The organism is Clostridium sp. AF34-13, assembly GCF_003477845.1.
In the GTDB taxonomy this organism is placed as follows: domain Bacteria; phylum Bacillota; class Clostridia; order Lachnospirales; family Lachnospiraceae; genus Butyribacter; species Butyribacter intestini.
In genome coordinates this window covers 1-23,031 of record NZ_QUEB01000021.1, presented here as the reverse complement: position 1 = coordinate 23,031, position 23,031 = coordinate 1, and the positions used below count along the sequence as shown (strand labels likewise).

The 23,031-nt window shown below is 38.3% G+C and carries 15 protein-coding genes; 14 read left to right on the top strand and 1 reads right to left on the bottom strand.

Annotated features, from left to right (window positions below; translation table 11 throughout):
* Positions 1 to 70 precede the first annotated feature (70 nt).
* The 11 genes from DWZ63_RS14340 to DWZ63_RS14290 all read left to right on the top strand — a co-directional run bounded on the left by DWZ63_RS14340 (position 71) and on the right by DWZ63_RS14290 (position 17,465).
* Complete coding sequence (locus tag DWZ63_RS14340; RefSeq protein ID WP_118500242.1) at positions 71 to 2,428, top strand: heme-binding Shp domain-containing protein; 2,358 nt, start codon at positions 71 to 73, stop codon at positions 2,426 to 2,428.
* Entirely contained in the window at positions 2,412 to 3,626 is a 1,215-nt protein-coding gene (isdE, locus tag DWZ63_RS14335; RefSeq protein ID WP_243020657.1) for a heme ABC transporter substrate-binding protein IsdE, read from the top strand. The genes DWZ63_RS14340 and isdE overlap by 17 nt, the downstream gene beginning before the upstream one ends.
* Positions 3,627 to 3,707: 81 nt before the next feature.
* Entirely contained in the window at positions 3,708 to 4,733 is a 1,026-nt protein-coding gene (locus DWZ63_RS14330; protein ID WP_055945465.1) for an iron ABC transporter permease, read from the top strand.
* Positions 4,734 to 4,737: 4 nt separating this feature from the next.
* Complete coding sequence (locus tag DWZ63_RS14325; RefSeq protein WP_347474878.1) at positions 4,738 to 5,529, top strand: ABC transporter ATP-binding protein; 792 nt, start codon at positions 4,738 to 4,740, stop codon at positions 5,527 to 5,529.
* An 18-nt stretch (positions 5,530 to 5,547) separates the two neighbouring features.
* A complete protein-coding gene (locus DWZ63_RS14320) occupies positions 5,548 to 5,967 on the top strand; it encodes a YbaN family protein (protein ID WP_118500249.1) in 420 nt (139 codons plus the stop codon).
* Positions 5,968 to 6,031: 64 nt separating this feature from the next.
* Complete coding sequence (locus DWZ63_RS14315) at positions 6,032 to 7,798, top strand: ABC transporter ATP-binding protein/permease (RefSeq protein WP_118500241.1); 1,767 nt, start codon at positions 6,032 to 6,034, stop codon at positions 7,796 to 7,798.
* Entirely contained in the window at positions 7,776 to 9,608 is a 1,833-nt protein-coding gene (locus DWZ63_RS14310) for an ABC transporter ATP-binding protein (protein WP_347474877.1), read from the top strand. Before DWZ63_RS14315 ends, DWZ63_RS14310 begins: the two co-directional genes overlap by 23 nt.
* A 451-nt stretch (positions 9,609 to 10,059) precedes the next feature.
* A complete protein-coding gene (locus DWZ63_RS14305; RefSeq protein WP_118500239.1) occupies positions 10,060 to 11,097 on the top strand; it encodes a hypothetical protein in 1,038 nt (345 codons plus the stop codon).
* 554 nt (positions 11,098 to 11,651) lie between these two features.
* Positions 11,652 to 13,643, top strand: coding sequence for a methionine--tRNA ligase (metG, locus tag DWZ63_RS14300; RefSeq protein WP_118500238.1), 1,992 nt, complete (start codon positions 11,652 to 11,654; stop codon positions 13,641 to 13,643).
* 106 nt (positions 13,644 to 13,749) lie between these two features.
* Positions 13,750 to 14,505 carry a tRNA threonylcarbamoyladenosine dehydratase gene (locus tag DWZ63_RS14295; protein ID WP_118500237.1) on the top strand — a complete coding sequence of 252 codons (756 nt, stop codon included), beginning with the start codon at positions 13,750 to 13,752 and terminating at the stop codon, positions 14,503 to 14,505.
* Positions 14,506 to 14,912: 407 nt separating this feature from the next.
* Positions 14,913 to 17,465 (top strand): RICIN domain-containing protein, encoded by a 2,553-nt coding sequence (locus tag DWZ63_RS14290; protein ID WP_243020655.1) that lies wholly within the window; start codon positions 14,913 to 14,915, stop codon positions 17,463 to 17,465.
* Between the two features lie 66 nt (positions 17,466 to 17,531).
* On the opposite strand, the gene DWZ63_RS14285 is transcribed toward DWZ63_RS14290, so the two are convergent.
* Complete coding sequence (locus tag DWZ63_RS14285; protein ID WP_118500235.1) at positions 17,532 to 18,536, bottom strand: LacI family DNA-binding transcriptional regulator; 1,005 nt, start codon at positions 18,534 to 18,536, stop codon at positions 17,532 to 17,534.
* A 575-nt stretch (positions 18,537 to 19,111) separates the two neighbouring features.
* Between DWZ63_RS14285 and DWZ63_RS14280 the strand changes: the two genes are divergently transcribed.
* From DWZ63_RS14280 to cas6, 3 genes are all read left to right on the top strand, one after another.
* Positions 19,112 to 20,398 carry a galactokinase family protein gene (locus DWZ63_RS14280; protein ID WP_118500234.1) on the top strand — a complete coding sequence of 429 codons (1,287 nt, stop codon included), beginning with the start codon at positions 19,112 to 19,114 and terminating at the stop codon, positions 20,396 to 20,398.
* 95 nt (positions 20,399 to 20,493) lie between these two features.
* Positions 20,494 to 22,047, top strand: coding sequence for a UDP-glucose--hexose-1-phosphate uridylyltransferase (gene galT / locus DWZ63_RS14275; protein ID WP_118500233.1), 1,554 nt, complete (start codon positions 20,494 to 20,496; stop codon positions 22,045 to 22,047).
* 1 nt (position 22,048) lies between these two features.
* On the top strand, positions 22,049 to 22,975 hold the full coding sequence (cas6, locus tag DWZ63_RS14270; protein WP_118500232.1) for a CRISPR system precrRNA processing endoribonuclease RAMP protein Cas6: 927 nt from the start codon (positions 22,049 to 22,051) through the stop codon (positions 22,973 to 22,975).
* Positions 22,976 to 23,031: the final 56 nt, after the last annotated feature.

Here is a 23,031-nt window from a genome sequence, read left to right as displayed (position 1 = left end):
TGACCGCTTTACATACAGGTATGAATTGATATAGAGAAAAAGTTTAATTTTAGTGAACAGGAGGTTCGACATGAGATTTTTAGGAAAACATAAGGTGATGGCATGGATTTTGGCGGTTGCTCTTGTTTTAGGTCTCATGTCGGATTTTTCCATTTTTGAGAGTACAAAGAGGGTTTATGCAGGGGATTTTAACGATGGAGTTTATACGATTGAGGGAAGGTTAAGACACGCGACTCTTGACCAGCCGTCAATGGGTGATTCGGCAGTTACGCAGCCGATGAAGATTATAAAAAAAGGAAACAGCATAAGTTTGAGATTGGAGTTTAAGTCACTTACATCGGGTATCTTTAAAGGGTATCTGTATGGATTTTATTATTTTCCGTCATGGAATGACAGTGAAAATGTGCCTAAATCAGCAACGGCAGAGAGCGTAAAAGTGACTGAGTATTATGAGGGAGTTTATGATGAGTACAACGACCCTGACACGGGGCTTGACTCAAATGTAAAAGGAAAATTATATCCGCATTATGCGTTGATGCCTATAGAATGGAAACAGGGTATGGCTTGGATTCAGGTTTATGTGCCTGTTATGGAGGCTATAAACAAGGGCGGTGGAACGCAGTTTGCGAGATTGTTATTAGATTGGAACACTCTTAAAAAAACGGACGAAAAGGCGGATGATATTGTGGGGACGGCAGAGCCGTCTGCAACAAAAAAACCGTCAACGGACAGCGAAAATACAACAACGAAAAAGCCGTCAACGGACAGGGAAAATACGGCAACAAAAAAACCGTCAACGGACAGGGAAAATACGGCAACAAAAAAACCGTCAACAACGGGCAGTAAAAATTCTTCTAAGAAAAATAAGAAGCTGAATATAAAAAAGCTGACTGATGGAACTTACACGATAACAGGGAATATGTTAAAAACTGATAAAAAGAGCAGCTCAATGTCAGATAAAGCAATAAATCACAATGTTTTATTGCGTGTAAAAAATGGAAAATACACGCTTATACTTGATTTTTCAGGACTTACGGTTGGAAGTGCAAAGGGGTATCTCGGCAGGCTTAAATATTTTAAAGCAGGCTATAAGGTGACCAAAAACGGTGTACCTCAGGGTAAGACTGCGGCGGCTAAAATCGTTTCTTTCCAGAAGAAAAACGGTAAGAAACTGACTGATACATACGGAACAAATTATCCGAAAAAGGTTTCTTTTCCTATGATAAAAGAAGCGAAGAAAAACGGCTATGTGCCTATGCAGGTGTTTGTGCCTATTATGGATGCGATAAGTAAAGGTTCGGGAACACAGCCTGTCTATCTTAAACTTGACCTTAATTCTATCGTTGCCGGGAAAAAGAGCACTTCGGTGAGTAAATCTTCAAAGAGTAAAAAGTCATCAAAAAAGACAAACGCATCAAAAGGCGGCAGTTCGGCGGGAAACAGTGTATCAGATAAAAATACATTGACGGCAGACGGAAGTTTGTCAAACAGTGTGGCAGGTTCAGATGCAACAGATAATAAAAGCGGTACATCGGGCAGTGTGGTGAGCGGAAAAGTTTATTCGTGTAATATAGTGCCTTGTTACAGACATCCGGTTACAAACAAAGTCGAGGACGCAGGCGGCGAGAGTTCATACGCGACAGGACAGGGAATGGTAGAGAGTGTTCTTAAGACTTCGGGAATGTTGGAGCAGACGGATAACGGTCAGTGTTATCTCACAATGCGTGTGGGTCTTATGGATTACACTTCAGACCACAAGTTTTATGTGCAGAAAAGAGGGGCGGCATCATGGCAGCAGGTCAGTCCTACAGTGACAAAAAAAGGCTCAGACAGTAACGGAAAAACGGCGGATTATTGTATTTCTCTCTCTGATAAGAACAGCATCGTAAAGGTTTCAATGTATGTCCGGCCAATGGGAAGAAATGTTGTATTTTACGCATATGCTAAAAATTTCAAGTCAGGAAATGTATCGGGAATGGCTGTTACACATGTGTCCGCAAACGCATCATCAGATACAAGGACGGATAACACGAAAACTTCTGACAGTGATTTATCGGGGGATGCGTCTGGTTTAGAAAATGACAGTACAGCATTGATCGGTAATACATTGTCAGATGTAAACACTGAGCTTTCGGAGTCAGGACTTTCTGATGCACAGGGATTGAGTCTTTCGACAGAGAGCAAAGAAAACGGCTCTGATGTGTCTGAAACAGCAGAAGCGGCTTCTGATGGAAACAGTACGCAGACCGCAGGCGGTAATAACTCAAAGTCAGAGGATATGACAATGGCTAAATGGGTGATAGTGCTCACGATTTCAATAACATTATCGGGACTTGTTCTCATAGCGGCAGGTGCAGGTGTTACTTATTATTTCAGGCGTAACTGGCGAAGATGGGGAGAGGAGATGGAAGATGATGAAGAAGAATGAGGTTAAAAAAAATGGGTTTATCGCAAATAAGTATAAGAAAAATAAACTTATAAAAAATGGATTTTTCACAAACAGGCATAATAAATTGCTAAAACTTGGTGTCATATTAGGTTTTTCAATCTCTTTTCTGCTCGGCGGCTGTGTAAACCAGCATCCGGACAAAGAGCAGGCATCTACAAAAGAAACCGTTGCAGACAAAAATTCATCGGAAGATGGGAAAAATACAACAGCAAAAGACAACTCATCGGAAGATGGAGAAAACACAACAGCGAGTGACAACTCATCGACAGATTGGAAAGACATAACAGCAGACAAAAATTCATCAGCAGATATTGATATAAATTCAATGCTTGAGATTACAGATAAGTACGAGAGAGCGGCAGTTGAGTCGGCGAAAGAAAAGGTTGAGAAACTTGGGAGAAATCCACGCATAATCGCAACTTCGCCTGCTACGGCAGATATTTGTGACAAACTTAATATTGACCTTGCAGGTGTCTGTTCGTCAACAGTCTCGACAATTCCGTCAAGATATAAAAATGTCAAAAAAATCGGTACGGCTATGAGCCCCGATATGGAAATCGTATCTTCGGTTCAGCCTGACTGGATATTGTCTCCGTCATCATTGAAAAGTGACCTTAAACCTAAATATGAAGCCATTGATACGGAGTGGGCATTTTTAAATCTGAAAAGCGTGCAGGGAATGTACCGCTCAATACAGGAATTGGGAATTATTTTTGACAGGGAAAAAGAGGCTGACAGCCTTATAAATGAGTTTGTGGCTTTTTATAAGAAATATAAAAGTGAGAATAAGACTAAAAGTCATCCAAAAGTTCTTATTCTTATGGGACTTCCGGGAAGTTACATAATAGCAACTCCAAATTCGTATGTGGGAAATCTTGTAGAGCTTGCAGGCGGTGAAAATGTCTACAGTGACATAAAACAGGAATTTCTTACGGTAAACACGGAGGATATGAAAAAGAAAGAACCTGATATTATACTCCGTGCGGCTCATGCGATGCCAAAACAGGTTATAAAAATGTTTAATAATGACTTTAAGAAAAACGATATATGGAAACATTTTAATGCCGTAAAAGAAGGCAGAGTCTATGACCTTTCGTACGATAAATTTGGAATGAGTGCGACATTTAAGTACAAAGAGGCACTTGCTGAATTAAAACAGGACTTTGAACGCAGATAAGCATCCCCCCGCTACTGGTGTGCAGGACATTAATTAGATAGCATACTAAGCATAAAAATATATGGAGAAATGAGGGTTAAAATGGATTTAAAAGAAAATGACATACTTTCAAAAGACCATAAAAATCTGAGAAATAAGCGTATAAGAACAATCGTATCATTTGTTATGATTATCATTTTACTTGTAATATTATTTTTTATATCGGTAAATATAGGAAGTCTAAAGGTTTCATTTAAAAAGTTGTTTGACGGTCTTTTTATAAAATACAATCCTGATGTAGCAACTATCTATGACCTTCGTTTTCCGAGAATAATAATATCAATGCTTGCGGGGGCGGCAATAGCGGTTTCGGGTGTACTGTTTCAGGCGGTGCTTAAAAATCCGCTTGCTGATCCGGGGATTATAGGTATATCAAGCGGTGCAGGATTTGCGGCAGTATGTATAACGGCATTTGCACCGACGCTTTATTTCTTTACACCCGTTGCCGCCTGCTTTGGCGGTATAGCGGCATTTGTTATCGTTTATGCTCTTTCGTGGAAAGGCGGTTTAAGTCCGTTGCGTATTATACTTACGGGTGTTGCTGTAGAAGCATTCTTCACGGGAATGTCAAGTGTTGTAAATTCCATGTCAGGAGGTGACAGAACAGGTGTGGCATCTATTGTCGAGGGAAATATCACCCAGAAAACATGGGACGATGCAGCGACATTGTTTCCGTATGTTGTCGTGGGACTTGTGCTCTCGGTGCTGTTTATAGGAAGATGCAACCTGCTTGCACTTGAGGATAAAACAGCGAGAAGTCTTGGTGTAAATGTAAACCGTACGCGTATAATAATCTCAGTTATAGCAGTAATACTTGCAAGCATCTCGACAGCGGTTGTCGGGGCAATAAGTTTTCTTGGACTTATCGTGCCACATATAGGCAGAATACTCGTCGGCAGCGACCACAAAAGACTTGTACCGTTTTCGGTGTTCGCAGGAGCATTTACATTTTTGCTTGCCGACACGATAGGGAGAACGATATGCCGTCCGTATGAGGTCAGTGCGGCGGTTGTTATGAGTGTTATAGGTGGACCGTTCTTTATTTTACTGCTTAGGGGAAAGAGGTGATTAGATGAGCGATGATAAGAAATGTGATTATATGATGAAAGTTAAGGAGCTTTCGTTTTCTTATGGAAAGAACAGAATTTTAAATAATATTTCGCTTAAAATTCCTGAGGGCAGGATTACAACTATTCTGGGTGCGAACGGATGTGGCAAGTCTACTCTTTTCTCATTGATGACTAAAAATCTCGTGCCTGACCGTGGCAGGATTTTTTTGCAGAGAAAAAATATCGGCGGTATGTCACTTGGAGAGTTTGCTAAGCGTGTTTCCATCGTTCACCAGTACAATACGGCTGCCGCTGACATGACTGTTGAAAGACTTGTTTCTATGGGTAGGACACCGCATCATAAAATGTTTGGCGGTGGGAATGGTGATGACGAGGAACTTATAAACATGGCTCTTGAGGTCACAAATCTTTTGGCGTTTAAAGAGAGAGAAATTGGAAAATTGTCCGGAGGACAAAGGCAGCGTGTGTGGATTGCAATGGCACTTGCACAGAATACAAAACTTCTGTTTCTCGATGAACCGACAACTTATCTCGATATAAGATACCAGCTTGAAATACTCGAACTGGTTAAAAAACTTAACAGGGAGTTTGGGATTACGATAGTTATGGTACTGCACGAGATAAATCAGGCAATCCGTTTTTCCGATTCGATAATAGGTCTTAAGGACGGAAATGTGCTTGCACATGGAAATCCGGAGGAGATTATCACAAGTGAACTGCTTGAGCAGCTCTACGGTGTGAAACTTGGTGTGACTGAGATTGACGGACACAAATATGTGCTTACAGCAGGATGATACGAAATGGAGATTTATATGAATAATAAAATAAACCCGCTTAAATTTTTGTGGGTGCTTTTGGGATTTTTGAGTCTTGCACTTGGCACGATAGGAATCGTACTTCCTATACTGCCTACAGTACCGTTTTATATGGCAACGGTATTTTGTTTTGCAAAAAGCTCAGAAAGGCTTCATTCCTGGTTTACATCAACCGGACTTTACAAAAAGCATCTTGAAAGTTTTGTTCAGAAAAGGTCAATGACGGTAAAAAGCAAGTGTACCATTATGGGAAGTGTCACTATTGTTATGGCATTTGGTTTTATAATGATGAGCAGGGTGCCTGTCGGAAGAATATGTCTTGCCGTTGTATGGCTCTGTCATGTGATTTATTTTATTTTTTATATTAAAACTGAAAAAGAAACAGAAGAAATTCCGCGGGAATTGACGGAAAAATAGATAACATATCAAAATATTGCTGTGCATGAACAGTAATAATCAATATGAAGGGACGGGGAATGACATGATAAAAACAAGACTTGTGAGGTTATTATCCCATGCAAAAAAATATATAGTCTACAATGTGATGTGGCAGTGGATGGCACTTATTGCACAGGTGGTTTCGGTGTTTACGATAGCGGGACTGTTTGGAAAACTGTATGCAAAAAAAGCAGCATCGGGTGATATTGTTAAGTGTGCCTGCGTGTTTGCGGCGGTTCTTGTTGTGCGTTTTTTATGTGACAAGATGGCGGTGGGAGCGTCATATAAAGCGAGCGTTGATGTGAAATGTATTTTGAGGGATAAAATTTATGAAAAATTGCTAAAACTCGGTGTGTCCTACAATGAAAAAATTGCGACTTCCGAGGTGGTGCAGCTTTCAACGGAGGGTGTCGAACAGCTTGAAATTTATTTTGGCAAATATCTTCCACAGCTTTTTTACAGTATTCTTGCACCTGTTACGCTTTTTATCGTGCTTGCGGCAAAGGCGAGCATAAAGGCGGGTGTTGTTCTTCTCCTCTGTGTGCCTTTAATCCCTGCTTCGATTGTGGCAGTTCAAAAAATTGCAAAAAAACTTTTAAATAATTATTGGGGAATATACACGGAACTTGGCGACTCGTTTCTTGAAAATCTTCAGGGACTTACAACGCTTAAGATTTACCAGGCTGACGGCATGAAAGCTGAGCAGATGGACGAGGAGGCAGCAGAGTTCAGGAAGATTACGATGAAAGTTCTGACAATGCAGCTTAATTCAACAAGCGTGATGGATATTGTTGCGTACGGTGGGGCGGTAGTCGGAATGATAGTGGCTTTAAGTGAGTTTTTAAAAGGAAATATAACACTTGAACAGACACTTTGCATTGTACTTTTAGCAAGTGAATTTTTTATACCGCTGAGACTTCTCGGTTCATTTTTTCATATCGCAATGAACGGAATGGCGGCGAGTGACAAGATTTTCGGACTTCTTGATTTAGAGGAAGATAAGACAGGAAAAGTCATATTTACTAAAGAACAGCTTAAAAATCTGTCAGTGCGTTTTGAGGATGTAAATTTTTCATACAACAGTGACCGAAAGATTTTAAATGATGTATCGCTTGATATTTCACCGGGTTCATTCGTATCGCTCGTCGGTGAGTCGGGCTGTGGAAAAAGTACGATAGCGGGACTTATTTCAGGAAAGAATAAAAAATTTAACGGCAGACTCACGCTCAGCGGTGTTCCGATAGGAGATATAGCGGAGAGTGAACTGATGCGTCATGTGACAGTTGTGAGACATAATAGTTATCTTTTTAAGGGGACGGTGAGGGAAAATCTTATCATGGCTGATTTAGGTGCAGACGATGAGAAACTTAAAGCGGTTTTGATAAAAGTAAATCTCTGGGATTTTGTGAGCGAGAACGGCGGACTTGATATGGAGATTGCTGAAAAGGGCGATAATCTTTCAGGCGGTCAGTGTCAGAGGCTTTGTATTGCAAGAGCGATTTTGCATGATAGCGAGATGTATATATTTGATGAGGCTGCCTCAAATATTGATGCCGAGAGTGAGGGCATGATAATGGATGCGATACACGAACTTGCAAAAACAAAAACGGTGCTTTTAATATCACACCGTCTGTTCAATGTAATATCATCAGATAATATTTATATGCTTAAAGACGGAGAGATAGCGGAAAGTGGTACGCATGAGCAGTTAATGAAAAAAAGTGGAGAATATTTCAGGCTTTTTGAGAGTCAGAGAAAAATGGAGGAGTTCGGAAAGGAGGATGATGATGTCTGTAGAGAAATCAGTTAAAAAAAGAAGAAGTGCCGTTAAGATAATGGGGCAGCTTATCGGTCTTGTTGCACCGCTTCTTCATATAATGCTGCTTGCGATATTGCTTGGTGTTATAGGGTATCTGTGTGCAATCTTTCTCACGATACTTGCAAGTCAGGTGCTTTTAAAAGGACTTGGAGAGCCTGCAACGGTATTTTCAGACATGAGCATAAAAACACTATTTATCATTATGGGAATGGCGGCAGTCATGAGAGGTGTGCTTCATTATGCGGAGCAGTATTGCAATCACTTTATTGCATTTAAACTGCTTGCGATAATAAGGCATAAAGTATTTGCGGCACTCAGGAGATTATGTCCTGCAAAACTTGAGGGCAGAGACAAGGGAAATCTTATATCAGTCATAACTACGGATATAGAGTTGCTGGAGGTGTTTTATGCACATACAATATCTCCGATAATGATAGCATTGCTTACATCGGCTGTAATGGTAATATTTATGGGAAGATACAGCCCTGTTGCGGCGGTTTATGCGGCAGCAGTATATATAATAGTAGGAATTTTTATTCCGCTTTGGAATGGAAAGCGTGGCGGTCAGACGGGAATGGAATTTAGAACCTCGTTCGGCGAATTAAACAGCTTTGTACTTAGTGCACTCAGAGGACTTTCAGAAACCATACAGTACGGTATGGGAAAAGAGAAAAGACATGAGATGCAGGAACGCTCTGAAAAACTCGGAAAAATGCAAAGAAAATTAAGCCGTTTAGAGGGAACACAGCGTGCAGTCACAAACTTTGTCATACTTCTTGCGTCATTTGGGATGCTTTTTCTCATGGGAGAAATGTACCGGCAGGGTGAGATTGGTTTTGACGCAGTAGTCACCTGCACAGTGGCAATGATGGGGTCATTTGGTCCCGTTGTCGCACTTGCAAGTCTGTCAAACAATCTAAATCAGACACTTGCAAGCGGTGAGAGGGTGCTGTCAGTCATTGAAGAAAATCCTGTGGTAGAGGAAGTATGGGAAGACGAAGCGTCAGATGGTAAAGCAGTGTATGGTGATAAGAGTACAAAATTTACCGGTGAACAAGTGGTAGATACTAAACTTATGTCAGATGAAAAAAATGTTACGGCAGAAGCTACAGAAACAATTTTAGACAAAAATAGAACAGAAAATTCTGCTGACAGAAAAAACAAGCAGATAGCAGCCTTAAAGAATGTAACATTTGCATATGAAAATGAAAATATTCTCAAAAATTTTAGTATGGAGATAAAAAAAGGAAAAATAACAGGACTTCACGGAGTGAGCGGCTGCGGCAAATCGACAATACTTAAACTTCTGATGCGTTTTTGGGATACAGACAGTGGAGAAGTTGAGATTTCAGGAAAGAATGTAAAAGAGATTTCAACAAAAAAACTCAGGGATTATGAGAGCTTTGTAACACAGGAAACAGATATATTTCATGATACGATAGCCGCAAACATAGGCATTGCAAAAATTGGAGCGACAACGGAAGAAATCATTGCTGCGGCAAAAAAAGCATCACTTCACGATTTTATCATAAGTCTGCCAAACGGATATGATACGCAGGTCGGTGAACTTGGAGATACCCTGTCGGGCGGAGAAAAACAGAGGATAGGAATTGCGAGGGCATTTCTTCATGATGCACCACTGCTTTTGATGGATGAACCGACCAGCAATCTCGATTCACTCAATGAGGGAGTTATATTGAAAGCGGTAAAAGAAGAAGGAAAAGATAAAAATAAGACGGTAGTGCTTGTGTCGCATAGAAAATCAACAATGGGAATTGCGGACGAAGTGGTGGAGATGTGATTGTTACTATTTGAGAGGACAAAGTTACCTGAATACTTAAAATAGATTGTTGGAATATAAAAGCATATTAAAAGATGATATTTAAAGGTGTTAAAACTTTAAAAAAGACAAGCAATAAAATTAAAATAAGTAATTTAAACCCAAAAGAGTATATTATATAAGAGTTCGCTCATTCGCAATGTACGAAAATGGAGAAGAAGTTTATGGAGCATTTTCAAAAATAAGGAAAATTACAGTTAAGTGGTTTAGTTCAAAAAAATAAATGCCATAGAATATGACGATTTTATAGTTTATTCTGTGGTATTTTTTAATATAATCATAAAATGGTGATTATTTTTAATTTTGTTTTTATATAAAACTGTACCTTTAATTAATGTAATCGGCAACACTCTATAAAAATTCAGTTGATTTCAAAGCAGTCCTTGTTTATAATAAGATTAATACAAAAAATGTGTGCAAAAATGGGGGTAAAACGAATACCGAAATAAAAAATGCAATAACCGCAGCAGATGCAAAAATACAGTATGATACTTATGCAAAAAGATTGCTTGCACAAAAAAGCATACTGGCAAATATATTAGTAAAAACTGTTGCTGAATTTAAGGATATGAATCCGAGTGAAGTGGCAAACTATATTGAGGGTGACCTAGAGATAGGGATTGTACCAGTTGAGCTGGGTTTAACAAATGCAGAAAGAACAAATGAAACGGGACAGAGAATAGTAGGATTTAATACAGAAAATGCTGAGATAAATGAGGGCATGATAAGGTTTGATATAGTATTTTATGTAAGGATACCATCACCCGATAAAGAAGAAAATAAATTGTCAAAGGTTATAGTGAACATAGAATGTCAAAAAGATGAACCAACTGCATATAGCATATTAAACAGGGCAATCTTTTATGCTAGCAGACTTATATCATCACAAAAAGAAAGAGATTTTGTAAATTCAAACTATGATGATATAAAACAGGTATTCAGCATATGGGTTTGCATGAATATGGGAAATAACAGTATGGCGCATATTCATCTTACAAAAGATGAAATACTAGAAACTTATCAATGGAAAGGAAATCTTGATTTATTAAACATTGTGATGATAGGGATAACAAACGAACTTCCGGAAAAAGATGAGAAATATGAACTACATCGTTTGATTTGTGCATTGCTTTCAAATGAAATACAGAAAAATCAGAAGTTTGATATTCTTGAGAAAGAGTATAATATTCCAGTTGATACAGAGTTGAGAGAGGATGTGAGCGTTATGTGTAATCTGAGTTTAGGAATAGAAGAAAGAGCTGAGGCAAGGGGCGAAGCAAGAGGCGAGGCAAGGGGCGAAGCGAGAGGCGAGGCAAGAGCTGAGAAAAGGAACAATGAAAAGGTTGTTATGAATATGTATAAAAAAGGCTATACGACAGAGCAGATAGCGGAAATTGTGGAGCTGGGTGAGGAAGAAATAGAGGATATTATAAAAAACAACAATCGATAATACAATTAGCAGGCGGTGTATTCCGTTCCGCTGTCCATTATATGAAATTTAGCGTCTGTTTTCCGCAGACGCTTTTTCTGTATAAAAATATATACTGCAAATAGTTTTGAAAGCACAATATAACAGTTGACAAAAATTACCCCACATATTAAAATACATTTATCTATAAATGAAAAAGGCTGTGAAAAGAAAAGTATGTTACAGAAAGTATTACAGAGAACCCGTAGCGTTGCTTGGTACATTATGTGTTATGTATGAGGGAGTGACCCGTTGCTGAGAGAGGGCATATGGAATGTAGCAGAAGATGGTCTTGGAGCTGTACACTCTGAACATAACATTATATTTATTTTATGCCATAGGTGTAAATGAAAATGATAGCATAGCAGCATAAAAGTAGGAGGTACCGGGTACGCCCGTTAAAGCGTGGCACTGTGATGGCAGTGATTGAGGTTCGCATTGTGAAGTGCGGATAAATTAAAGTGGTAACGCGGTATGATCGTCTTTAAGAATTTTTCTATTCTTAAAGACTTTTTTTATTTTATTGGAGGTTCAAAATGGCAGAGAAAAAGAGATTTTATTTGACAACAGCGATTGCCTACACATCAGGCAAACCGCATATCGGAAATACTTACGAGGCTGTTCTCGCAGACAGTATCGTGCGTTTTAAAAGACAGCAGGGATATGATGTCCGTTTCCAGACAGGAACAGATGAGCATGGACAGAAGATTGAGATTAAAGCTGATGAAGCAGGTATAACACCAAAGAAATTTGTTGATGATGTATCAGGACAGATTAAGTCAATCTGGGATTTGATGAACACATCATATGATAAATTTATCAGAACAACTGATGAATATCATGAGAAACAGGTTCAGAAGATTTTCAAAAAATTATATGAACAGGGAGATATTTATAAGGGATATTATGAGGGAATGTACTGTACACCTTGTGAGTCATTTTTTACTGCATCACAGCTTGTAGACGGAAAGTGTCCTGACTGTGGCAGGGAATGTCAGCCTGCAAAAGAGGAGGCTTATTTCCTTAAACTCAGCAACTATGCAGACAGACTTATTGAGCATATCAATACACATCCTGAATTTATTCAGCCTGAGTCACGCAAAAACGAGATGATGAACAACTTCCTTCTTCCGGGACTTCAGGATTTGTGTGTATCCCGTACTTCTTTCAAATGGGGTATTCCGGTAGATTTTGATCCGGGTCATGTCGTATATGTATGGGTGGATGCACTCAGCAACTATATCACGGGACTTGGATATGATGTTGACGGAAACAACGATACAAGCGAAACAGGAACAGACCTTTTTGAAAAATTCTGGCCTGCTGACCTTCATCTTATAGGTAAGGATATTCTTAGATTTCACACAATTTACTGGCCAATCATGCTTATGGCACTCGGACTTCCACTTCCAAAGCAGGTATTCGGTCATCCGTGGCTGCTTCAGGGCGAGGGCAAGATGAGTAAATCAAAAGGAAATGTAATCTATGCCGATGACCTTGTAGATATGTTCGGAGTTGATGCAGTTCGTTACTTTGTACTCCACGAAATGCCATTTGAAAATGATGGTGTGATTACATGGGAGCTTATGGTTGAGCGTATGAACTCAGACCTTGCAAATACACTTGGAAATCTTGTCAACAGAACGATTTCAATGACAAACAAATATCTTGGCGGAGTTGCAGAAGATAAGGGCGTTACGGAAAGTGTTGACGATGAACTTAAGTCATTTGTACTCTCAGTACCAAAGAAAGTTGAAGAAAAAATGGATAAACTTCGTGTTGCTGATGCAATCACTGAAGTATTTACGATATTTAAGAGATGTAACAAGTATATCGATGAGACAGAGCCTTGGGTACTCGGAAAAGATGAGGCAAAGAAAGACAGACTTTCAACAGTTCTTTACAACCTTATCGAGAGCATCACAATCGGTGCAAGCCTTTTGAAATCATTTATGCCTGACACTACAGACAAGATTTTAAAACAGCTCAATACAACAGAGCGTGCACTTGAAGATATGGATAAATTCGGTCTTTATGAATCAGGAACAAAGGTGACAGATGCACCTGAAATTCTCTTTATGAGACTGGATGTGAAAGAGGTACTTGTAAAAGCTGAGGAAATTCAGGCGGCACAGAAAGCGGCAGCCGGAGCAGCAGAGGAAACAGGCTCAGACGAGGAAGTAATAGATATAGAAGCAAAACCTGAAATTACATTTGATGACTTTGAGAAAATGCAGTTCCAGGTAGGTGAGATAATTGCGTGTGAGGAAGTAAAGAAATCAAAGAAACTTCTCTGCTCACAGGTAAAAATCGGAAGTGAAGTAAAACAGATAGTATCAGGAATAAAGAAACATTACTCAGCAGAAGAAATGGTAGGCAAAAAAGTAATGGTACTTGTAAACCTTAAACCTGCAAAACTCGCCGGTGTATTATCAGAGGGAATGTTACTCTGTGCAGAAGATGCAGACGGAAATCTTTCACTTATGACACCTGAAAAGAAGATGCCGGCAGGAGCAGAAATCTGCTAGTGGATTTACAAAGAACTTGAAAAGTATATATTAATATGGTAAAAAATAAAAGGGCAAAATATCAATTTTGCCCTTTTTAAGAAAGATTGAGAAATGAGGAATAAAAATGCAAAATCAATTTTCGCGTTCGGAATTATTAATAGGTAAAGAAGGTATTGAAAAACTCCACAAATCAAGAGTGGCAATCTTTGGTATAGGCGGAGTCGGCGGTTATACTGTTGATGCACTTGTCCGCAGCGGAGTGGAGCAGATAGATCTGATAGATGATGATAAAGTCTGCCTTACAAATCTTAACCGACAGCTTATCGCAACGAGAAAAACGATCGGAAAGGACAAAGTAGATATTATGCGTGAGCGTATTTTGGAGATAAATCCCAAAGTGACGGTAAATGTCTATAAGACCTTTTTCCTGCCTGAAAATGCAGATACATTTCCATTTGAAGAGTATGATTATGTTGTAGATGCAGTAGATACCGTGACAGCGAAAATATCACTTGTCATGAAGTGTCAGGAGATGAATATACCGATAATAAGTTGCATGGGAGCCGGAAATAAGATGGATGCAAGTGCATTTAAAGTGGCAGATATTTACAAAACAAAAGTGTGTCCGCTTGCAAAAGTAATGCGCCGTGAGCTTAAAAAACGAGGTATTAAAAAGCTTAAAGTTGTTTATTCGGAAGAAAAACCTATGACACCTATCGAGGATGAAAATGATAATTGCAAAAATCACTGCATATGCCCTCCAGGGGTACAGCGTACCTGTTTGCAGAGAAGATCAGTGCCGGGAAGTATGGCATTCGTGCCGGCGGTTGCAGGGCTTATTATTGCTGGTGAGGTTGTAAAGGATATTATTGCGGAGTAAATTAATCGGAAATAAATATTGATATTAAGCGGCATAAATAAAGAAATCGTCACTTGTATGTATCGATTCTAAAGGATTAGTCTTTTGGAGATTGATTGAGTTATATAAGTGGCGATTTTTTGACTCTTTTGTTTTAGATAAAACAGAACAAATTTAATAAATAGTAAAAATAAGCAAAAAAGTTGTATAATAATTAAAAATTATATGACTTTTTTGCTTTTTTGTATTTTAAAAATGAAATAATGCTGATATAATCAACATAAAATATAAAATAATTTAGAATTATTTATGCAAAGTGTCTAATAGGATAAGGGATAGTTTCTGGAGGCTTAGTATTTAACACTATCAGGCAAAGAGCGGAGTGTATCACAAATATCCGCTTGGCAAATCTAAAGGAGAGTATGAAAATGAGACTTAAAAAAATCACAACTGTACTTATGGCAGCGGCAATGTGCATATCCGGTCTGACGGCTGTACCTGCTGATGCCAATGCGGCGGCAAGTTCATCAGCTGCTTCAAACACAACGAGAATTTCCGTGCATGACCCATCAGTTTTTTATGATTCATCGACAGGTTCTTACAACATTTATGGTTCACACATGGCACAGGCATCATCAAAGGATTTGAGAAACTGGTCTGCTATGGGAACTCAGGGATATACAAACAAATCTTTGTATGCGAGTGAAAATGTCGAGGGTATTTATTATATCAAAAATAAGTTTAGTGGATTGTACCTTGATATTGAAAATGGCTCAGCACAAGATGGAGCAAATATCCGTCAGTGGTCTTACAACGGTTCTGATGCACAGAAGTTTAAATTTGTCTCTACCGGTGATGGTTATTATTATATTCTTACGGGTGCGACAAGCTATAAAAAGTGTGTCGATGTTGACGGTGGTTCATCAAAAGACGGCACTAACATTATGCAGTGGAGTTATTGGGGCGGAGAAATGCAAAAATACCGCATTGTTCAGAATGCAGACGGAACATATGCGATTTTGACAAAGGCAAGTGATTGTAAATCAGGTCTTGATGTATATGACTGGAGCAAATCAGCAGGTGGAAATATAAATGAATGGAACTATTGGGGCGGTGACTGTCAGAAATGGGAACTCGTGACGGCTGTTAAAAACAGTGGAAGCACAAAAGCTTCAAAAAATGAAGCACTTGAACAGTCGCTTGCATCATCATTCCAGTGGGCTGGTTACAATGACTCCGATTGCAAGGGCGGATACGGTGTCTGGGCACCTGATGTCATATACAATAAAAATTATGTATGGAAAGACGGAAGTAAGGGTGCGTACATGATTTATTATTGTACATCATCAACGGCTGTGCGTTCATGTATAGGATATGGGGTATCGAAGTCTGCGACAGGTCCGTTCTCTTATGTAGATACAGTTGTTTATTCTGGATTTACAAAGGAAGATGTAAATGTAACAACAAAATCTAATCTTGGAACAAAGACAGTTAATACAAACTATAACAATACCAATATTCCAAAATTGATAAATAACGGAAAAGTTGAGAAAGTTGGAAACTGGTTCTCATCAAATGGAGCATATAATAGCAGTTTTTATCCAAATGCGATAGATCCATGTATTTTATTTGATGCAAATGGAAAACTCTGGATGACATATGGTTCATGGTCAGGAGGAATTTATATTCTTGAGCTTGACGCGGCTACCGGTCAGCCGAAATATCCAAAAACTACAAGTGGTGATACTGATGGATACTTTGGAAAGAGGATTGCCGGAGGCTATAAAAAGTCAGGCGAAGCACCATATATTCAATATGATGCAGAAAGCGGATATTATTATCTTTATGTTACATATGGCTGGCTTGGTGCAGATGGAGGATATCATATAAGAATGTATCGTTCAAAGACGATTAACGGAAATTATGTTGATGCCGCAGGAAATTCAGCAGTGTTTTCAGCAGGAACAAATCAGGCAGACCGTGGAATAAAAGTTATGGGAAATTATAACTTTACCCCGATAATGCAGGGTTACAAATCAGCCGGTCACAACTCAGCATTTATTGACACGGACAATCAGAGATATCTTGTTTATCACACCAGATTTGACAGCGGAAATGAGTCACATGAAGTGAGAGTACACCAGCAGTTTTTAAATCAGGATAACTGGCCGGTTACGGCAGTTTATGAGTATCTCGGAAGTACGATTTCAAAAACAGGTTATTCAGCATCAGATATGCTTGGAGAATATGAATTTGTAAATCATGGAAAAGATGCTTCAACAAAAAATGTCGGAATGCTTACAACACAGAAAATAAAATTAAATTCCAACGGAAAAATCACCGGGGATGTGACGGGAAGCTGGAGCTATATTAAAGGAACATATTACTGTCAGATGGTTATAGACGGTGTGATGTATAAAGGTGTATTTTTCAAGCAGAAAGATGAAACACCGAGCCACAATGAAGTTATGACATTCTCATTGATAGGAAAAAATAATCAGACGATATGGGGAACAAAAAATTCAGTTAAAGTAAGCAAGACGGAGGGAATATTTTATATAAGAAACAAGTTTTCAGGCAAATATTTAGATGTGGCAGACGGAAGTTCGGCAGACCATGCGAATATCCAGCAGTGGGCATATAATGGATTTGCATCACAGAAATATAAGATAGTATCAAATGGTGACGGATATTACTATATACTTACAGGAGCATCAAATTATACAAAGGCACTTGATGTGGCAATGGGAAGTGCTGCGGACGGAACCAACATTGTACAGTACAGTCTGAACAAAGGGACAAATCAGTTGTTTAAATTAAGCAAACAGTCAGATGGAACATATGCGGTATTGTCAAAGGCATCAAGTTGTAAATCAGGTCTTGATGTATATGATTGGAGCAGGAATTCAGGCGGAAATATAAATCAGTGGAATTTCTGGGGCGGTGACTGCCAGAAGTGGATATTGGTTGCAGTAAAGTAAAAAATTAAAATATCTAATAAGAATAAAAACACTCGGATTATTTCATTTAAATAATCCGAGTGTTTTTTAAATCCTCCTACAGCTTTCCCTTACCACAAGTTCACATGGTATTTTAGCCTTAAGCGGTGTTTTTATGCTAAGATTTGAAGAAACATATACAAGATTTGCCCCGTGCTGTCCCATATCGTATGCAGGTGCATGGATTGTGGTGAGCGGCGGCGTAATATAAGCACTTGTTTCCTCATCGTTAAATCCTATAATGGATATATCATCAGGGATTTTAAGCCCGTTTTCACGGATTGCTTTCATGGCACCGAGTGCAATAACATCATTTGCTGCAAATACGGCGGTCGGAATATTGTTTTCACGGAAAAGTTCATTCATCATGTCAAATCCTGATTCAAAAGAAAAACTTCCCTCTTTAAAATAAGTTTCACAATCCATTTTTCTGTGATTCATATATTTTTTGTAGGCTGTGGTGCGGGCGTCGGTTATAAGTTCATGTTTGCCTACATATTCTTTTCCGCCTAAAAATGCAATCTTACTATGCCCAAGTTCCGTCAGAAAGTCAAGTGCACTGTAAACGGCGTGTTCAAAATCCATTGATAATGAAGTGATATTAAATTCGTCTACTGCCATATCGAGAAAAACAATATTGCTGCATATGTTTATAAAATTTTTGATTTCAAGGCGGCTGAATTTGCCGATACATATAAGACCGTCAACGGTATTTAATTTAGAAAAATATTCTGAATCACCCGGAAATACACGGAGTATATTTATATTGTTTTTCACGCAGAAATCTTCAACTCCCTGTCTTGCTTTAAGATAATAGTTGTCTTTTAATTCTTCCTCGGCAGAAAACCACAAAACAATTCCCATAGTAAAAAAATTTCCGGTTAGGGGTGTGTTTGCTCTTGGGATTTTTTTGTAATCTAAATTTTTGGCTGTTTCCAATACTCGTTTTCGTGTCCCGGCGGAAACATGAAGTGTTGTATCGTTGTTTAATATTCTTGAAACGGCACCGGGAGAAACTCCGGCAGCTTTGGCTATATCACGGATTGTAGGCATATTTATAAAAATCGTCCTTTCTGTTAGTCTGATTTATGAATATCTGATATACAAGTTGAAAAAGCATATCAAAGTGTTAAATGTGTTTATGTTTACTAAACATATGGTAACACAATATGCTGAAAATGTCGAGTTTATTTTGGAGCAAACGATAAATTTTGTAATAGCTGCCCGTTTTCTAGTGTGGAAATATATCTGGAAATGCAAAAGGTAAACTAGGATAATGGCTCAGATATTGTTGATAAGTCATGTCTTACAATAAAGTTTGTAACAGTTCAGCCCTTCATTTATTACATTCGTAAACCTGCCAGCAAGCTGTCAGTCGCTGCTATGCAGCTTGAGTTTACTTCATTTCATAAATGAAAGGCTATTCTGCCCCAAAAAACAAGTCAATAGTACATTGAGCAAGCTCATGTATTATTGACTTATCTTTTTTAGGCTGAATTGTTACAAAAGTTTAGTAAAAATAAGTAAACTTTTATTGACATTATAATAAATTGGCATTATATTAGAGTTAAATGTTGAAAGGTTTAGCTTTATGTTGAAATAAAATTAAAATTGGGAGGATTTTGTGCATGAAAAAAACAAATGAAATAAAAGAAGCATTAAAGAAAGGTGATTACAAAGACCTGCTGACAGACATTTATGTTGATGAGAGCAGGATAGAGTATCAGACAGAGCGTTATATAAAAGCGATTGAGAAGTTTGAAAAGCTTTATGGCGAGGGAGATGCAGCAATATACAGTGCACCGGGAAGAAGCGAGGTCGGAGGAAACCATACAGACCATCAGCACGGTGAGATTTTAGCGGCATCTATCAATCTGGACGCTATTGCAGTCACGAGAAAAACAGATGACAACATGATTCATCTTATCTCAGGTACATATAAAGAAATTGTTATTGATGTAAATGACATTTCTTATAAAGAAAGCGAAAAAGAAACAACAAAAGCCCTGATAAAAGGTGTGCTCAAAGGTGCAAAAGACCACGGTTTTGATATTGGCGGATTTACTGCATATGTCACAAGTGATGTGCTCATAGGTGCAGGATTGTCCTCATCGGCAGCATTTGAAACGGTTGTGGGAACTATTATTTCACAGCTTTACAATGACGGAAAAATGGATGCGGTCACGATTGCTATTATCGGTCAGTATGCGGAAAATGTATATTTTGGAAAACCTTGCGGACTTATGGATCAGATGGCTTGTTCTGTAGGAAGTCTTGTTCATGTTAATTTTGCAAAACCAAAAGAACCGGTTGTTGAAAAGGTTGAATTTGACATGAATAAGTATGGTTACAGTTTATGTATTACGGATACAAAGGGCTCTCATGCAGACCTTACGGCAGATTATGCGGCGGTACCACAGGAAATGAAAGAGGTTGCGGCTTATTTTGGAAAAGAAGTTCTCTTAGAAATAACAATGGATGATGTGATAGAAAATATAGCTGAGATTAGACAGAAATGTGGTGACAGAGCCGTGCTTCGTGCAATTCATTTTATAAATGAAAATAAGCGTGTCCAAAAAGAAGCGGATGCATTAAAGGCAGAAAAGATTGACGAATTTTTAGAACTTGTAAAAGAGTCGGGAGACTCATCATACAAGTATCTCCAGAATGTATATGCTGTAAACGATATAAAACATCAGAATGTATCACTTGCACTTGCGATAAGCGACACTGTACTTGAGAGTGGAAAAGGAGTATGTCGTGTGCATGGTGGCGGATTTGCAGGAACAATACAGGCATTTGTTAAAAATGAAGCCGTGCCTGAATATCTTGAAAAGATGGATAAAGTATTTGGAAAAGGTGCTTGCAATGTGCTTAAAATTCGTAAGTACGGTGGAATGAAAGTTATTGATTAAAGTTGATAATAAATGAGAATTGTTGTGCTGTATTCTCTGTTTGAAAAAGAAGCAGGCATACAGGATTGCTAAAAACAGCAGGAGGATATGAGAGTATGATTACTAAATATATCAGTGAACTTGTTTCATACGGGAAAGCTAATGGCTTGATTGAGGAATGTGATGAGATTTATGTTACAAATAGACTTTTAGAATTGTTTGATGTGATGGAATATGATGTAAAGAATGAAAATTCTGATACTAAGGATTTGAGTGAGTCGCAGAAGTGTGAAAACTCAGAAGAGAAACATAAGGCTGCATCATTCAGACCGGTACATGAGATACTTGAAGATATGATGAAGTATGCCTTTGAAAACGGTATTATGAAAGAGGATACGATTACTGCAAAGGACTTGTTTGACACAAAGATAATGGGCTGTATAACTCCGCCGCCAAGTATTGTGAGGAAAGAATTTAAGGATAAATATGCGGTTTCTCCAAAGGCGGCAACTGATTTTTATTATAGTTTCAGCCAGGCAGCCAATTATATAAGAAAAGACAGAATTGCAAGAGATGAAAAATGGGTTACTGATACGGAGTACGGCGAGATTGATATTACCATAAATCTTTCAAAGCCGGAGAAAGATCCAAGAGATATTGCAAAGGCTGGAAAAGCAAAGAAGTCTGGTTATCCGGCTTGTCTTTTGTGCAAGGAAAACGAGGGATATGCAGGTCATTTTTCACATCCTGCAAGACAAAATCACAGGATTATTCCTGTTACATTAGACGGACAGCAGTATTATATGCAGTATTCGCCATATGTTTATTATAATGAACATTGCATTATATTTAATGCCGAGCATACACCGATGAAAATAGACCATGCAGTATTTAAGAAAATTCTTGATTTTGTAAAACAGTTTCCGCATTATATGGCTGGCTCAAACGCAGACCTGCCTATAGTTGGAGGCTCTATTTTAAGTCATGACCATTTTCAGGGCGGCGGATATACATTTGCAATGGCAAAAGCTGATTATGAGAAAACATTTGTAATTTCTGGATATGAAGATGTAAAAGCAGGAATTGTAAAATGGCCTATGTCCGTAATTCGTTTACAGGGGGAAAATGCAGACAGTATAGTAAATGCGGCAGACCATATTCTTACAAGCTGGAGAGCATATACAGATGAAGACGCATTTATATTCAGCGAGACAGACGGAGAACCACACAATACAATAACTCCTATTGCCCGTATGCGTGATGGAAAGTACGAACTTGACCTTGTGCTCCGCAACAACATCACAACTAAAGAAGCACCGTGGGGAGTTTACCATCCGTCAGCAGACCTTCATCATATTAAGAAAGAAAACATTGGACTTATCGAGGTAATGGGACTTGCGGTACTTCCGGCAAGACTTAAAAAGGAAATGAGCGACCTTGCAGATGCAATCTTAAATCACAAAGATATTCATGCGGATGAGATACTTGAAAAACACGCTGACTGGGTAGATGAGTGGATAGAAAATTATACGATAACTCCGGAAAATATAATGGATATAATCCATGATGAGATAAGCAAAGTATTTGTTAAGGTGCTTGAATGTGCAGGAGTTTATAAACGCACGGAAGAGGGACAGAAAGCATTTATGAGATTTGTGGAGAGTTTGTAGGATGAAAAACAGTGAAAAGTTCGATATAAGATACAGTAAAATAAATTTAGTATTTGAATTCACAGAAGCCACAAAAATGCCGGAAAATAAAGTTTCGGCGATAAGAGGCGGTATGGGAGAAATGCTTCTTGAACAATATTGCCTGTCGGATAGAAGTTGTAATGCTTGTAAATTCAAAGAAGATTGTACTGTACCAAGAATATTTTATCATCCATTAAAAATAAAACCGGAGTATGTAACAAACGGTGAAAGTCTGGGATATATAATAGAGTGTGAAAATAAGCAGACAACATTCAGCAGAGGAGACAAACTAAAAGTAAATATTATCTTATTTGGAAATGTTATAATATATTTTTCACAGATATTGCAGGCATTATATATGCTGGGGATGAAGGGAATAGGAAAAGAAAAAAGCAGATTTGAGATAGCAGGCATATTTAACGAAAAAAGACAGCCGATACTTGAGGATGGTGCTATTAACAATAACAAAATAATAATAAATACACTGTCAAACTATATCGAATATCAATTAAAAAAATTAAACAGCTCAGACAGAAAAATACTGAAATTTTGCACACCATTATCACAGAAATTCAGAGGGCAATGGCTAAACAAATTTGACGGACAGGCATTGACAGAAGCTGCAATTAGGAGAGTATATCTGTTAAATTGTATGGAGGGAAATGATGTAGGAAAAATATATCTTGAAAGTGAATTTCCATATATAGAAGAGCAGGAAGTGTACCATACTAAGATTGACAGATATTCAAATACACATAAAAGCCATATTGCATTGCACGGAATTAAAGGGGAATGTGTCCTTGGAAACATAAGCGATGAGTCACTTGAATATCTTATCGCAGGACAGCTTGTGCATATAGGAAAGAATACAAGCATGGGGTTTGGCAGATATGTGATATTGGATTAGAAAAGTAATGCAAACAATGATAAAATCGCCATTTAAAGCAGTTAAGTGGTGATTTT